The following is a 13,414-nucleotide window of genomic DNA, read 5'->3' on the forward strand; positions in this document are numbered from 1 at the left end:
TGCGTTGCTTGACTGAAGCAACAAGTACTATCGTGTCCGGTCAAGGATACTAAGTTGTAGGCAATGAAAGACAAATATCCTCTTTGGCAAACCAGTGGCTGGACGTTCGGAATGCTGTTGGTCATCCCTATTCTGGCCATCTTCTACACGGCGCTGGGCGCATCTGATCAGCTTTTCTCACACCTGATGGATACGGTGATGGGCACCTACACGCTCAATACGCTGGGACTCGTCTTCGGAACCTCTTTGCTTGCTGCTGTTTTTGGCCTGCCTGCAGCATGGCTGATGGCCATGTGCCGTTTACCCGGGGAAAAGTGGCTGCAGTGGGCGCTGGTGCTGCCTCTGGCGATGCCGGGTTATATTATCGGTTATATCTATACCGACTGGCTGGATTATGCTGGTCCGGTTCAGATTTTGCTGCGTGACTGGTTTGGCTGGCAGAGCTATCAGGACTACTGGTTCCCCGACATCCGCACGTTGGGCGGCGCCTGTCTTGTTCTGGCGCTGGTCTTATATCCCTATATTTATCTGCTGGCGAGAACCGCATTCATGGAACAGAGCGCCAGCCTGTTGCAGTCGGCCCGGTTGCTGCGGTGTTCGCCGTTGGAGAGCTTCCGGCGTATCTCTTTGCCTCTGGCTCGTCCGTCCATTGCGGTAGGACTGTCACTGGTTGCCATGGAAACACTGGGCGACTTTGGGACGGTCAGTTACTTTGCCGTCCATTCTCTGACCACTGCGGTCTATGACACCTGGCTGGGATATTCCAATCTGAATGCCGCTGCGAAGATTTCAGCGTTGATGCTTTTGGCGATCTTTTTGCTCATCAGTGCAGAACGATTCAGCCGCAGGCGTCAGAAACTTTTTCAGCAGCACAATGGACTGAATGAAGATGTGCGATACACGCTGTCCGGCTGGAAAAAAGTGATGGCTTTGGTCTGGTGCTGGGGGCTGATCGGTTTTGCTTTTGTATTGCCGTTGCTGCAACTGATGTATTACGCCTGGCACTACTTCGCGCAAAGCTGGACAGCAGAGTTCCGGGACTACACGCTGAACAGCCTGATGGTATCCGTGAGTGCGGCTTTACTGGCGGTGTTGGTGGCGTTGCTGGTGAACTTTTACAATCGTCTGGATGGCAGACCTGCGAGTCTGGCGCCGATGCAGATGAGCGCCATGGGATACGCGGTCCCGGGGACTGTTCTGGCGATTGGCGTGATGATCCCGCTGACGTCAGCCGATCATCTGCTCAATGACTTCACCCGCGCCATGGACTGGGGCCGCCCCGGACTGGTTTTTTCCGGCACGATGTTTGCGATGATTTTTGCCTTTGTTGTCCGTTTTGGCGCTGTGGCTGTCGGGAGTGTGGAAAGCAGTCTGGCTAAGATTTCTCCGTCACTCGACATGGCCGCGAAAACAATGGGATGTGCTTCCGTGTCAATGCTGCGCCGGGTGCACCTCCCGCTGATCCGACGAGGCTGTCTGATTGCCGGCCTGCTGGTGTTCATTGAATCCATGAAAGAGCTGAATGCAGCTTTGCTGCTGCGTCCGTTCAATTTTGAGACCCTGGCAACCTACGTTTTCAACTATGCCTCTGATGAGCAGCTGGAACTGGCGGCACTGCCAGCCATTTTGCTTGTCTTGGTTGGTTTGATCCCACTGGTTGTTATCAACCGTTCACTGGAGCAATCACATTGATGAATCATGCGTTATCCGTCCAAAATCTGACGTGCCGTTATAACGGCCAGGCAATTCTGGAAAATTTGTCTCTGGTGGTCGAAGACAGCGAAATCGTCTGTTTGCTGGGGGCCAGCGGATGCGGTAAAACCACGTTACTGAAAGCGATTGCAGGTCTGTTGCCGCTGGAACAGGGGCGTATGGTTATTAATGACCGGACGATAGCGGACAGTCATCATTGGGTCCCGCCTGAAAACCGTAACATTGGCATGATTTTTCAGGACTATGCACTATTTCCGCATCTGACCGTAGCAGAGAATGTTGCGTTTGGTCTGCGTCACTGGAGCAAAGCCAAAGCCGCGACCAAGGTCGCTGAGATGTTGTCACTGGTCCGTCTGGACGGGCTGGGACAGCGTTATCCTCATCAGTTGTCCGGCGGGCAGCAGCAGCGTGTAGCCATCGCCCGGGCACTGGCCTGTGAACCGGATCTGATCTTGCTGGATGAGCCGTTCTCCAATATTGATACTCAGGTCAGACATGGTTTGATCCGGGAAATCCGCCGGATCTTTAAAGCACAGGGCGTGACAGCTATCTTCGTGACTCACAGCCGGGAAGAAGCTTTTGCCTTTGCGGATCGTCTTGCCGTGATGCATAACGGCGTGATCGAACAGTTCGGCACGGCGGCAGAATTGTATTACCAGCCCTGCAGCAGGTTTGTGGCAGACTTTCTTGGTACTGGTTCTTACTTACCGGCAACCGTACATCATCATGAATTGCAGACGCCACTCGGTCCGGTCGATTTGTCCCGCGCGGTGACATTCGGGGAAGGAAAGCATGTTGAGTGGCTGGTCAGGCCGCAGAATCTGAGACTCATTGAGGATGATGAGGGAGAAGGGGAAATTCTGGATCAGCAGTTTATGGGAGACAGTTGTCGCTATACGGTGAACTATAAGGGGCACCACCTGATTGTGAATACCCCTATGATCCTGCAAACAGGTCAGCGCGTGTCCGTGGAACTGGATTTATACCAATCGGTGTTGCTGGCGGCTGCCAGCTGACGCTGAAGTTGTCTGTTTACGGGAACATTAGGCTGATGTAAGCATCGGCCTGTGCCTGCATGCTGTCTTTGTTGGGTTCAATGTTGGCGCGCAGGTACAGTACATAACAGAGACCATGCAGCAACCAGGTCAGATCGTAAGATGCGATATCAGTACTCAGCTGGCCGTTTTGTTTACCCAGTTCAAAAATGTTGGTGACCTGTTTCAGGTTAGGCTGGTTTGCATCCAGGAATTGGGGCCATGTTTCAGTACGGACGGAAGTACTCCATTCGAACCATACTTTGAGCCAGTCTTGCTGCTCAATGACGGCATCAATCAGATAGCCTGTAATACAGCTCAGGTGACCGTGGATGGTGTCATGTTCTTCTCCCAGACACAGGTTTAACAGTTCGTTGAACTTGCGCTCAACCTGATAAAGAACTTGCTCAACGAGTGCTTCACGGGTTGGAAAGTAATTGAATACAGTCGCCACTGAAACATTGGCCATGTCAGCAATGTCGGCATGGCCGGCACGACCAATTCCCCTGCGGGCAAATACTTCCAGCGCACACTTGAGAAGTTGTTGTTTACGTTTCTCGGGTGAGAGACGTGTCCTCGTTTTCTTAACTATGGTGTCCATGCTACAAATTCCCTAGCCAATCATTTTAATATGCACTTTGCTTAATAACTCTACATCAGGCTGTGATTTGGTTCAATCCTGATTTGTTCAGGGGTGCAGCATGGCTCGAAGAATGGATGGATAACTTTTCTTGATTAAGGATGTTAGAATAGCCTTTTAGTCATCACAGAGAACCAGGCGCATGCCAGATGCGCATATGGAGAAGTAAATGAAGCATACCATTGAAGTCATGATTTCTGAGCAGGATGTTCAGGCTAGGATCAAAGAGCTGGGAGAGCAAATCACCGCCTACTACCAGGGCTCAGAAAACCTCGTCATGGTTGGGTTGCTGCGTGGTTCCTTTGTCTTTATGGCCGATCTGGCCCGTGCGATTGAGCTTCCGCACGAAGTCGATTTTATGACCGCTTCCAGCTACGGCAATGCCATGGAAAGCAGCCGAGATGTCCGGATTCTGAAAGATTTGGATGACGAAATTGAAGGTAAAGATGTTCTGCTGGTCGAAGATATTATCGATACCGGTAACACCTTGAATAAAGTACGTGAAATTCTGGCACTGCGGAATCCGAACTCGATTCGCATCTGTACGTTGCTTGATAAACCTGAGCGCCGTGAAGTGGCCGTGGATGCCGAGTGGATTGGTTTCGAGATTCCGGATGAGTTCGTTGTCGGTGTCGGGATCGACTATGCCCAGAAGTATCGCCACCTGCCGTTTATCGGAAAAGTGGTACCGCTGGAAGACTGATCAGCCGTCATTCAGTTTGGTGTGATAAAACAAAAAGCGACCTCAGGGTCGCTTTTTGTTTCAGGGTTACTTGAGTGAACCCTGCAGGATACTGGCCATTGCGTCCTGATGAGACACTTCCAGGGTTTCCCGGCTGGTCGCGGTCACACCCAGATCACGGAGTTTACCGTCACCGATTCCGTAGACCCAGCCGTGAATCTTCACTTTCTGGCCGCGTTCCCACGCTTGCTGCATGATGGTGGAGTTCCCCAGGTTGTATACCTGTGATGCCACATTGATTTCACACAGTTTGTCGGCCCATTCCTCACGAGGCAGCTTGCCAAGATCACTGCGGTGTTTCAGGTACAGGTCCCGAATGTGCAGCAGCCAGTTATTGATCAGGCCCAGTTGCGGGTTGTCAATTGATGCTGCGACACCACCACAGCCATAGTGGCCGCAAATGATGATATGTTTCACCTTGAGGACATCCACGGCATACTGAACGACAGAGAGACAGTTCAGATCAGTATGAATCACCTGATTGGCGACATTCCGGTGGACGAACAATTCACCGGAATCCAGACCGGTCAGCCGCTCTGCGGGTACCCGGCTGTCTGAACAGCCAATCCACAGGTACTCTGGGTGCTGTGCTTTAGCCAGATGTGAGAAAAACTCGGGATCTTCGGATTTGATTTTTTCCGACCAGGAAAAGTTATTGGCGAATAACTGTTTAATTTCTGCCATGACAACACCTTAGTTTGCTACATTGGGCTGTTTATCTTTGCTCTGTATACTCAGACAGATTCAAAGATAAACAGGTCATTACTATACACTTGCAAGGCGACTTGCAAATCCGATTAGTTGATAATTTAACGATTTATAACAAATCTCAAGCGTATTGTATGAATGCATTAGAAATTACTCATTTAAATAAGGTCTATCCCGGGGTGCAAGCCCTGAAGGAAATGAGCCTGACGGTAGAAGAAGGAGACTTCTTTGCGCTGCTTGGTCCCAACGGCGCAGGGAAGTCCACCACGATTGGTGTGATCAGCTCACTGGTGAACAAGACGTCCGGAAAGGTGAAGGTGTTTGGGTACGATATCGACACCCACCTGGTGGAAGCGAAGAATCAGCTGGGCCTGGTGCCACAAGAATTTAACTTCAACCAGTTTGAAACGGTTGAACAGATCGTCATCAATCAGGCCGGTTTTTACGGTGTCCCGCGTGCGCTGGCGAAAGAACGGGCGGAAAAATACCTGACCAAGCTGGATTTGTGGGAGAAACGCAACGAGCGTGCCCGTAATCTGTCCGGAGGGATGAAGCGGCGTCTGATGATTGCGAGGGCCCTGATGCATGAGCCGAAGCTGCTGATTCTGGATGAACCGACCGCCGGGGTCGATATTGAACTGCGTCGATCTATGTGGACATTTCTGCGGGAAATCAATCGTCAGGGCGTGACCATTATCCTGACCACCCATTACCTGGAAGAAGCAGAGATGCTGTGCCGTAATATCGGGATTATCAATCATGGTGAGCTGATTGAGCACACCAGTATGAAATCTCTGCTGGCCAAGCTTGAGGTGGAAACCTTTATTCTGGATGTGACCTTAAATGGCAGCAAGCCGGATCTGGCGGGCATTGCATGGAAAATGCCGGACAATCACACCCTGGAAATTGATATTCATAAGGGCACAGGTCTGAATGCAGTTTTCAGCCAGTTGTCGGCACAGGGGATTGAAGTCCTGTCGATGCGAAATAAAGCTAACCGCCTGGAGGAGTTATTCGTGACCTTAGTGGCTCAGAGTAAGGGAGCACCGTCTGCATGAGATATCAGTACTGGATTGCGTTTCAAAGCCTGATCAGTAAAGAAGTGAATCGCTTCGCCCGTATTTGGGTACAGACGCTGGTACCGCCGGCCATCACCATGACGCTGTATTTTATCATTTTCGGCAGTCTGATCGGCAGCCGCATCGGAGAAATGGGCGGCTTTACCTACATGGAATACATCGTGCCCGGACTGATTATGATGTCGGTGATCACCAACTCGTATTCCAATGTGGCGTCTTCATTCTTCAGTGCCAAGTTTCAGCATAATATTGAGGAACTGTTGGTCGCACCGGTGCCTAACTTCGTCATCATTGCCGGATATATTGGCGGTGGTGTGCTGCGCGGGCTGGGAGTTGGTGTGATTGTCACCGGGGTCTCCTTATTGTTTGTGGACTTGCAGATCGCCCATCTCGGAGTGATTGTCGCCACGGTCATCATGACCTCTGTGGTGTTTTCACTGGGCGGGCTGATCAATGCCGTGTTTGCGAGAACCTTTGATGATATCAGCATTATTCCGACGTTTGTGCTGACACCGCTGACCTATCTGGGAGGCGTATTTTACTCTTTAAGTCTGCTGCCTGAGGTCTGGCAGTGGGTGTCTAAGCTCAACCCGATTGTTTATATGGTGAATGCGTTCCGTTATGGCTTTCTGGGTGTTTCGGATGTCGGGATCGGGACCGCGTTCAGTGTGCTGCTGGCATTTGTGCTGGTGCTGTACAGCATTGCACATTACCTGATTTCGAAAGGGATTGGCTTACGATCCTGAGGTGATTCTGTCTCCCGAAATCATCACCGAAACCATAAAAAAGCCCCGGCAACAAGTGCCGGGGCTTTTTGATCAATCAGTTGAATCTGTTCAGGAAGACTCAGACTCTGATGCCGGGGTACCCAGTTCAATCACCTGATTATCGATCAGGCGGGCTTTCCCCAGAAATGCAGACATCAGGATGACGGCCTGACTGGTTTCTTCTCCCACGACCTGTAGGGTGCGGGCGTCACGGATGTAAATTTCATCCGGTTCCAGTCCGGCCGCACGCAGCTGATCGTTGGCATCCAGCACCACTTCATCAAAGTCACGGCGTCCGCCACGGATCTGACTGCTGATCCAGCGCATGGTTTTCGCCAGTACCGGTGCACGCTGACGTTCATCCACGGTCAGATAGCCATTCCGGGAGCTCATCGCCAGGCCATCCATTTCACGGACAGTCGGGACACCGATGATGTCGATCGGCATCGCCAGATCGGCCACCATCTGGCGGATCAATGCCAGCTGCTGGAAGTCTTTCTCGCCAAAACATGCCACATCCGGCTGTACGATATTGAACAGCTTGCTCACAATCGTGGAGACACCACGGAAATGACTTGGACGGAGCGCACCTTCCAGCATGTGCGACAAACCCGGAACTTCAACGAAGGTCTGGCGATCCATTCCGTTCGGATAGATGATATCTGGCGTCGGCGTGAAGACCAGTTCCACACCTTCACCGTTCAGTTTGGCCAGATCTTCATCCAGCGTTCGCGGGTAATTGTTCAGGTCGTCAGCTTTGTCGAACTGCATTGGGTTCACAAAGATGCTGACAACCACAACGTCAGCCTGTTCGCGAGCTTTGCGAACCAGAGTCAGGTGCCCCTGATGCAGATTCCCCATGGTCGGAACGAAGGCAATCCGGCGGCCATCACGGCGCCAGGCCCGAATCTGTTCACGAACAGGAGCAATCTCAGCAAAAGTCTGCATGTTGGGTTTTCCTTACTCAAAGGTATGCTCAGGAGCCGGGAAGGTTCCCGCTTCCACTTCTGACAGATACTGGGAAACCGCTTTGCGGATATCCCCGGTCTGTGCCAGATAATTTTTAGAAAAGCGTGGCATATAGTTGGCAGAGATGCCCAGCATATCATGCATGACCAGGATCTGGCCGTCAGTGACGTTACCGGCACCAATACCAATGACTGGGATATCCAGCGCTTCTGTAATTCGTTTTGCCAGCGAAGCCGGTACACATTCCAGTACCACAATCTGGGCGCCAGCATTTTGCAGGGCAATGGCATCGGCCAGCATCTCATCGGCACGGGCCTGATCGCGGCCCTGAATTTTATAACCGCCGAAAATGTTAACCGACTGAGGCGTCAGGCCCAGGTGGGCGCAGACAGGAACGGCGCGCTCTGTCAGGGTGCGAACGGTGTCAGCGAGCCAAGCGCCGCCTTCCAGTTTCACCATGTTGGCCCCGGCACGCATCAGTTTTGCGGCATTTTCGCAGGCTTGCTCCGGCGTACCATAGGTCATGAACGGCAGATCGGCCAGCAACAGGGCATTCGGGCTGCCGACCCGGACACTGCGGGTGTGGTAAGCCATGTCATCAATGGTGACGGGCAGAGTATCGGTCTGGCCCTGCAGGACCATGCCCAGAGAGTCACCGACCAGAAGCACCGGGACTTCCTGTTGCTCGAACAGCTGAGCAAAACTCGCATCGTATGCGGTGAGTGATGCAAACTTACGACCTTCCTGCTTCCATTTCATCAGGTCGTTAATGGTAATTTTCTTCATTATTTTCTCCCTTATCCCGGGTGTGTCAGGATTGCCACACTCGCAGGCCATTACGGTCCACCCCGGATAACAGTTCGGTCAGAACGGTGCCATCGGGCAGGACGAGTTCAGGGGCAATCTCAGCCAGTGGATACAGAACGAATTCACGGACTTTCATGCCATAGTGCGGAATTGTCAGGCGTTCGCAGTGATGTTGCAAATCGCCGTAGAGCAGGATATCCAAATCCAGAGTGCGCGGGCCCCAGCGCTCGGCTTTGCGGACCCTTCCATGTTCCTGCTCGATCTGTTGGGTCAGGTCGAGCAGCGCCAGCGGTGCCAGTGTTGTGTCGATGGCAACCACAGCATTGATATAATCCGGCTGATTCTGCGGCCCCATCGGGGTACTGCTATACAGCGAGGATTCGGCGACAACCTGAATATCCGGCGACTGTCGCAGGGCAGCCATGGCCTGATGCGCCTGGCTGACCGGATCATTCAGATTGCTGCCAATAGCGATATATGCGCGGATCATGACGCTGATTTCGCCTGAGGCTTCTTGCGTCGGGCCGGACGACGGCGGCGCCGTTTCTGTCCGTTTCCGCCGTTCAGTTCCTGCACCATTTTATTGCGATCATTGCGCTCGGCAAACTGGAACTGATGCCACCAGGTTGCCAGTTCAGCGATGTCATCGCCTTCGAACTGACCACGCATTTCCAGAAAATCAAAGGAAGCCCGGAATTTCGGGTTTTCCAGCATGGCAAAAGCGCGTTTGCCAAAACGGCGCTCAAAGCGGTGCTGCTGTTGCCAGATATCGCGGACTGTGGTCGTCAGACGGCGCGGAACGGCAATCGTCTTGACCTGTTCATCCAGAATGTCATTGGCCGCAATCATGAAGGCGTCATAGTCATTCAGGCCGCCGGTACTGGAAATTTCTTCCGCACGGGTGACCACCGGATACCACAGCATGGCGGCGAACATAAAGGCCGGGTTGACCCGTTTACCGTCAGCGATGCGCGCATCGGTTGCTGCCAGAATGTGTTCAATCATCCGCTCTGTCTGACTGCTGTGATCTTCAGTGAAGTGTTCGGTCAGAATCGGGAACAGCTGTTGGAACAGATTGTATTCCCGCAGCATTTTGTAGGTGTCCAGGCCTTGTCCGGATTGCAGCAGCTTCAGGCTTTCTTCAAACAGACGTGCCGGCGGAATGTCCTGCAGCAGGGTCGATAGTTCCCGGATAGGTGCAGCGGTTGCAGTTTCAATCTGCATGTCCAGTTTGACAGCAAAGCGCACGGCCCGCAGCATCCGCACCGGATCTTCACGATAACGGGTTTCCGGATCGCCAATCAGGCGCACCAGCCGGTTTTGCAGGTCCTGCACCCCGTTGGCATAATCCGTGACGGTGAAATCTTTAATGCTGTAATACAGGGCATTAATGGAGAAATCCCGGCGCTCCGCGTCTTCATCAATGGTGCCGTAGACATTATCGCGCAGCAGCATGCCTTCATGATTGCGGGACGAAACAGCCTGCTTCCCTGTCGGGGCTTTGACTGAGCCGGCATCATGGTGACCCCTGAAGGTGGCAACTTCAATTACATCGCGGCCAAACAGAATATGGGCCAGACGGAAACGGCGGCCAATCAGGCGGCAGTTTCGGAACAGCGCTTTAATTTCTTCCGGCGTTGCGTTGGTCGCAATATCAAAATCTTTGGGTTTTTGGTCCAGCAGCAGATCCCGCACACCACCGCCGACTAAATAAGCATCGAAACCGGCTTTGTTGAGGCGATAGAGTACCTTCAGCGCATTTTCGCTGATGTCTTTGCGGGAAATACCATGCTCCTGGCGTTGATAAACTTGCAAGCTTGGCTCCTTGTTACCCGAAGCATTTTGCTCTCGGGTCAATACTTTACGGCAAAAGCTGGCGACTCGACTAAAGATAACACACCTCGTTATTTCACATTGGCCGGACTGAACAGCCGCATATCATATACCCAACCCACCTCAAGATGCTAGGTTCAGCGTGATCGCTGTTGTTGGCGGCAGGTTCGAGACATCCCAGTGCGCGATCCCCCAATGGAGGATTTCCCGGGGGGCGGCAGACGATAATTCGGGTGGTGGCGACATGCCTAAAAAGGTCATGGCCTGGCACAACAGCGGCCCGGGTTGGCTTTTATCGATTGCCGGCGCATGGTTCTGTTTGGACAGTTTGTTTCCGTTTGCAGTGACGGCCAGCGGCAGATGCAGATAACTGACTTCGGGCTTGCCCAACTGACGGTACAGGCCAATCTGGCGCCCGGTCGGTTCAATCAGATCGGCACCCCGGACGACTTCCGTGACGCCCTGAGCAATGTCATCCAGAACTACTGCCAGGTTATAGGCGTACAGGCCGTCACGTCGGCGGATAATAAAATCTTCCTGTGCCAGTTGCTCAGGAATGCTGATCCAGCCATGCAGCAGATCGTGAAAACCAGTCACGGCATCACTGACTTTCAGCCTGACGGCGCTGTCGGCGGCGGTATGACTCGCCGTCCGGCAGGTGCCTGGATAAAAGCCGCCTGCATCTTTTATGGCTTTGCGGCTGCAGCGGCAATAGTAAGCGTCGCCGTCAGCCAGCCACTGATCGATTTGTGCCTGATACAGGTGGTGGCGGTGGCTCTGATAAATAACCTCGCCGTCCCATTCCAGGCCAAAGGCTTCCAGGGTGCGGAGAATATCGTCAGCGGCGCCCGGCATTTCACGCGGCGGATCCAGATCTTCCATTCTCACCAGCCAGCGTCCCTGACGGGCGCGTGCCTGCAGGTAACTGCCAAGCGCAGCCACCAGCGAGCCGAAGTGCAGCGGGCCGGAGGGCGATGGTGCAAAGCGGCCAGTATAAGAAGACTGAGTTGTCATAGCGGTCGGTATCAGCAAAAGAAAATAAAAAAGGGAGCAAGCGCTCCCTTTTGTCTGATTAGGGTTACAAAGGGCAGCTTAGCCGGCCATTTGTTTTTCTTTGATTTCTGCCAGTGTCTTACAGTCGATACAAAGGTCGGCAGTCGGACGGGCTTCCAGGCGGCGGATACCAATTTCCACACCGCATGAATCACAGAAACCAAAATCATCATCTTCGATACGTTGCAGCGTCTTTTCAATTTTTTTGATCAGTTTACGCTCACGATCGCGGTTACGCAGTTCCAGGCTGAATTCTTCTTCCTGTGCCGCGCGATCCACTGGATCCGGGAAGTTAGCCGCTTCGTCCTGCATGTGGTTTACGGTACGGTCAACCTCTTCACGTAGTTGGTTGCGCCAGGCTTCCAGAATTTTACGGAAGTGCGCCAGCTGCGCCTCACCCATATATTCTTCGCCGGCTTTTTCCTGATATGGATCAACCCCAGCAATAGCCAGGATGCCTAGCGATTTTTTAACTTTGCTCTCTGGCATATAGCATCTCCTAACATATACCGAATAACCGTCACTGGTTAATTTTGGCGGGTATCTATAGCAGAAAGGATATAGTGTGGCAATTGCTGCATCTCTTCAATTTTATACCATTGTGAAGAAAGCATCATTTTTCCTTTTTACTGTGCAAATTCTACCCGCTGGTTTAACGTCAGCGCCGTGGGGCTGATGTCTGCACGGTAGCAGAAGACTTCAACACCCGCTTTTTCTGCTTGTTTTAGCAATGTCTCATAGACCGGGTCTATATGGTGCGCCGCTGCGACGTTTTCAATCCCTGAATGAAGAACAGCGAAAAATAAAACCGCCCGTTGACCGCTTGCCGCAACTTCCGCCAGCTCCCGTAAGTGTTTTTGTCCCCGGGTGGTGACGGCGTCCGGGAAATAACCACGGCCGTCCTGTTCCAGCAGGGTGACACTTTTCACTTCGATAAAGCAGGATGGTAGCAACGGGTCATCAAGAACAATATCTACCCGGCTGTTTTCAGTACCATACTTCACTTCCGTGCGCAATGAAGCATAGCCCGATAATTCAGGAATGAGGTCATTTTTGAGCGCTTCAACCACAATCTGGTTGGCCCGGGCTGTATTGATGCAAATCCGATGACCGGCTTTTGTCTCAGTCAGTTCCCAGCTGTGGGCATATTTTCGCTTCGGATTATCTGAGGTGGAATACCAGATGGTGTCACCTGGTTCGGCGCAGCCGGTCATGGCACCGGTATTGGCACAGTGCATCGTGGTTTCCGTACCGTCCGGCAGGGTAACATCGGCCAGAAAGCGCTTATAACGACGAATGAGCGTTGCGGGCTGCAAAGGTGAGGGATAATTCATGTACTGTCCTGTGCGGCGTTTTGTTCAGTGAGGAGTAACCATTCCCGGGCCAGGCGGTAATTCACGCCTGACCTGTCCGGGTCAGAAATATACAGCCCGAAGCGCTGAAAGTGAAAATGAAACGTGTCCTGTTCATTCTGCAGTCCGGGGCGATGCCACACATTCCGCCGCAGTGTGATATGCGGTTTATAGGCTCTCTCTTCCTGCGGCAAGCCGACAGTCAGTGCGCACCGGGAGAGCTGCTGCGCCAGTAACAGCAGCTCTCCCGGTGTCTCTTCACTGCCCAGCCACAGTACTTTGCTGCGTTTCCAGTACCCCAGATGGTCAAAACGGACAGAAAAGGCCGGAATCCGCAGCTGATCGACTTCGGTCAGCAACAGGTCACGTTGCTGCGCCGTGACCTGTCCCAGAAAAGCCAGGGTCAGGTGGAGGTTGGTATCAGGGACGGCGCGTCCTTTGCCGGGATAAGCGTTTTTCAGCTGACACAGTCGCTGAAGTACCTCCTGATTGACGGCCGGTGGTTCGTTCAGTGGCAGGGCAAAGAACATCCGCTGACTGGCATCGGTTGAAAGCCCGTGGGCAGGGTGTTCGGATAAATCGGTCATCGCAGGCTCCTTTATCTCGGATAACTGCATCGCTTGGATAACACTATCTTTTGGATAGCAGTGTCTCTCGAATAGCACCGTGATTCTTGTTTGAGTACAATCATCCCGAACGATCGGAGCGTTTTGTACA

Annotated in this window: 15 protein-coding genes; 5 read left to right on the forward strand and 10 right to left on the reverse strand. The window is 52.7% G+C overall.

What is annotated here, in order from left to right:
• Positions 1–63 precede the first annotated feature (63 nt).
• Both ACYP03_RS17800 and ACYP03_RS17805 read left to right on the forward strand, forming a co-directional pair.
• Positions 64–1,692, forward strand: coding sequence for an ABC transporter permease (locus tag ACYP03_RS17800; RefSeq protein WP_459781370.1), 1,629 nt, complete (start codon positions 64–66; stop codon positions 1,690–1,692).
• Complete coding sequence (locus tag ACYP03_RS17805; protein WP_459781372.1) at positions 1,692–2,729, forward strand: ABC transporter ATP-binding protein; 1,038 nt, start codon at positions 1,692–1,694, stop codon at positions 2,727–2,729. Before ACYP03_RS17800 ends, ACYP03_RS17805 begins: the two co-directional genes overlap by 1 nt.
• A gap of 16 nt (positions 2,730–2,745) precedes the next feature.
• On the opposite strand, the gene ACYP03_RS17810 is transcribed toward ACYP03_RS17805, so the two are convergent.
• On the reverse strand, positions 2,746–3,348 hold the full coding sequence (locus ACYP03_RS17810) for a TetR/AcrR family transcriptional regulator (RefSeq protein WP_036749519.1): 603 nt from the start codon (positions 3,346–3,348) through the stop codon (positions 2,746–2,748).
• A 208-nt stretch (positions 3,349–3,556) separates the two neighbouring features.
• On the opposite strand from ACYP03_RS17810, the gene hpt reads away from it, so the two are divergent.
• Positions 3,557–4,090, forward strand: a complete 534-nt coding sequence (gene hpt / locus ACYP03_RS17815) for a hypoxanthine phosphoribosyltransferase (protein ID WP_248143952.1) — start codon at positions 3,557–3,559, stop codon at positions 4,088–4,090.
• Between the two features lie 66 nt (positions 4,091–4,156).
• Here the strand turns inward: hpt and can are convergent, their stop codons facing one another.
• The gene (can, locus tag ACYP03_RS17820; RefSeq protein ID WP_248143953.1) at positions 4,157–4,813 is read right to left on the reverse strand and encodes a carbonate dehydratase; all 657 of its coding nucleotides are present in this window, start codon (positions 4,811–4,813) and stop codon (positions 4,157–4,159) included.
• A 158-nt stretch (positions 4,814–4,971) separates the two neighbouring features.
• On the opposite strand from can, the gene ACYP03_RS17825 reads away from it, so the two are divergent.
• Positions 4,972–5,895 (forward strand): ABC transporter ATP-binding protein, encoded by a 924-nt coding sequence (locus tag ACYP03_RS17825; RefSeq protein WP_330961474.1) that lies wholly within the window; start codon positions 4,972–4,974, stop codon positions 5,893–5,895.
• A complete protein-coding gene (locus ACYP03_RS17830) occupies positions 5,892–6,662 on the forward strand; it encodes an ABC transporter permease (protein WP_248143955.1) in 771 nt (256 codons plus the stop codon). The genes ACYP03_RS17825 and ACYP03_RS17830 overlap by 4 nt, the downstream gene beginning before the upstream one ends.
• A 90-nt stretch (positions 6,663–6,752) precedes the next feature.
• Here ACYP03_RS17830 and panC read toward each other — a convergent pair whose 3' ends face one another.
• From panC to thpR, 8 genes are all read right to left on the reverse strand, one after another.
• A complete protein-coding gene (gene panC, locus ACYP03_RS17835; protein WP_459781376.1) occupies positions 6,753–7,631 on the reverse strand; it encodes a pantoate--beta-alanine ligase in 879 nt (292 codons plus the stop codon).
• A gap of 12 nt (positions 7,632–7,643) precedes the next feature.
• The gene (gene panB, locus ACYP03_RS17840; RefSeq protein ID WP_459781378.1) at positions 7,644–8,438 is read right to left on the reverse strand and encodes a 3-methyl-2-oxobutanoate hydroxymethyltransferase; all 795 of its coding nucleotides are present in this window, start codon (positions 8,436–8,438) and stop codon (positions 7,644–7,646) included.
• A 25-nt stretch (positions 8,439–8,463) separates the two neighbouring features.
• A complete protein-coding gene (gene folK / locus ACYP03_RS17845) occupies positions 8,464–8,949 on the reverse strand; it encodes a 2-amino-4-hydroxy-6-hydroxymethyldihydropteridine diphosphokinase (RefSeq protein ID WP_248143958.1) in 486 nt (161 codons plus the stop codon).
• Positions 8,946–10,316, reverse strand: a complete 1,371-nt coding sequence (gene pcnB / locus ACYP03_RS17850; protein WP_330961479.1) for a polynucleotide adenylyltransferase PcnB — start codon at positions 10,314–10,316, stop codon at positions 8,946–8,948. The genes folK and pcnB overlap by 4 nt, the downstream gene beginning before the upstream one ends.
• A gap of 99 nt (positions 10,317–10,415) precedes the next feature.
• Positions 10,416–11,306, reverse strand: a complete 891-nt coding sequence (gene gluQRS / locus ACYP03_RS17855; protein WP_459781380.1) for a tRNA glutamyl-Q(34) synthetase GluQRS — start codon at positions 11,304–11,306, stop codon at positions 10,416–10,418.
• A gap of 78 nt (positions 11,307–11,384) precedes the next feature.
• Positions 11,385–11,834, reverse strand: coding sequence for an RNA polymerase-binding protein DksA (gene dksA, locus ACYP03_RS17860; protein WP_036749487.1), 450 nt, complete (start codon positions 11,832–11,834; stop codon positions 11,385–11,387).
• A gap of 137 nt (positions 11,835–11,971) precedes the next feature.
• Positions 11,972–12,679 carry a DNA/RNA nuclease SfsA gene (gene sfsA / locus ACYP03_RS17865; RefSeq protein WP_248143961.1) on the reverse strand — a complete coding sequence of 236 codons (708 nt, stop codon included), beginning with the start codon at positions 12,677–12,679 and terminating at the stop codon, positions 11,972–11,974.
• Positions 12,676–13,284, reverse strand: coding sequence for an RNA 2',3'-cyclic phosphodiesterase (thpR, locus tag ACYP03_RS17870; protein WP_459781383.1), 609 nt, complete (start codon positions 13,282–13,284; stop codon positions 12,676–12,678). Before thpR ends, sfsA begins: the two co-directional genes overlap by 4 nt.
• Positions 13,285–13,414: the final 130 nt, after the last annotated feature.

The sequence above is a fragment of the Photobacterium sp. R1 genome, from assembly GCF_054600795.1.

What these genes read in the sequence shown, in the direction of transcription:
- sfsA (WP_248143961.1), bottom strand. Translation starts at nt 12,679, where the DNA reads ATGAATTATCCCTCACCTTTGCAGCCCGCAACGCTCATTCGTCGTTAT.
- panB (WP_459781378.1), bottom strand. Translation starts at nt 8,438, where the DNA reads ATGAAGAAAATTACCATTAACGACCTGATGAAATGGAAGCAGGAAGGT.
- thpR (WP_459781383.1), bottom strand. Translation starts at nt 13,284, where the DNA reads ATGACCGATTTATCCGAACACCCTGCCCACGGGCTTTCAACCGATGCC.
- gluQRS (WP_459781380.1), bottom strand. Translation starts at nt 11,306, where the DNA reads ATGACAACTCAGTCTTCTTATACTGGCCGCTTTGCACCATCGCCCTCC.
- folK (WP_248143958.1), bottom strand. Translation starts at nt 8,949, where the DNA reads ATGATCCGCGCATATATCGCTATTGGCAGCAATCTGAATGATCCGGTC.
- hpt (WP_248143952.1), top strand. Translation starts at nt 3,557, where the DNA reads ATGAAGCATACCATTGAAGTCATGATTTCTGAGCAGGATGTTCAGGCT.
- can (WP_248143953.1), bottom strand. Translation starts at nt 4,813, where the DNA reads ATGGCAGAAATTAAACAGTTATTCGCCAATAACTTTTCCTGGTCGGAA.
- ACYP03_RS17825 (WP_330961474.1), top strand. Translation starts at nt 4,972, where the DNA reads ATGAATGCATTAGAAATTACTCATTTAAATAAGGTCTATCCCGGGGTG.
- ACYP03_RS17805 (WP_459781372.1), top strand. Translation starts at nt 1,692, where the DNA reads ATGAATCATGCGTTATCCGTCCAAAATCTGACGTGCCGTTATAACGGC.
- dksA (WP_036749487.1), bottom strand. Translation starts at nt 11,834, where the DNA reads ATGCCAGAGAGCAAAGTTAAAAAATCGCTAGGCATCCTGGCTATTGCT.
- panC (WP_459781376.1), bottom strand. Translation starts at nt 7,631, where the DNA reads ATGCAGACTTTTGCTGAGATTGCTCCTGTTCGTGAACAGATTCGGGCC.
- ACYP03_RS17810 (WP_036749519.1), bottom strand. Translation starts at nt 3,348, where the DNA reads ATGGACACCATAGTTAAGAAAACGAGGACACGTCTCTCACCCGAGAAA.
- ACYP03_RS17800 (WP_459781370.1), top strand. Translation starts at nt 64, where the DNA reads ATGAAAGACAAATATCCTCTTTGGCAAACCAGTGGCTGGACGTTCGGA.
- ACYP03_RS17830 (WP_248143955.1), top strand. Translation starts at nt 5,892, where the DNA reads ATGAGATATCAGTACTGGATTGCGTTTCAAAGCCTGATCAGTAAAGAA.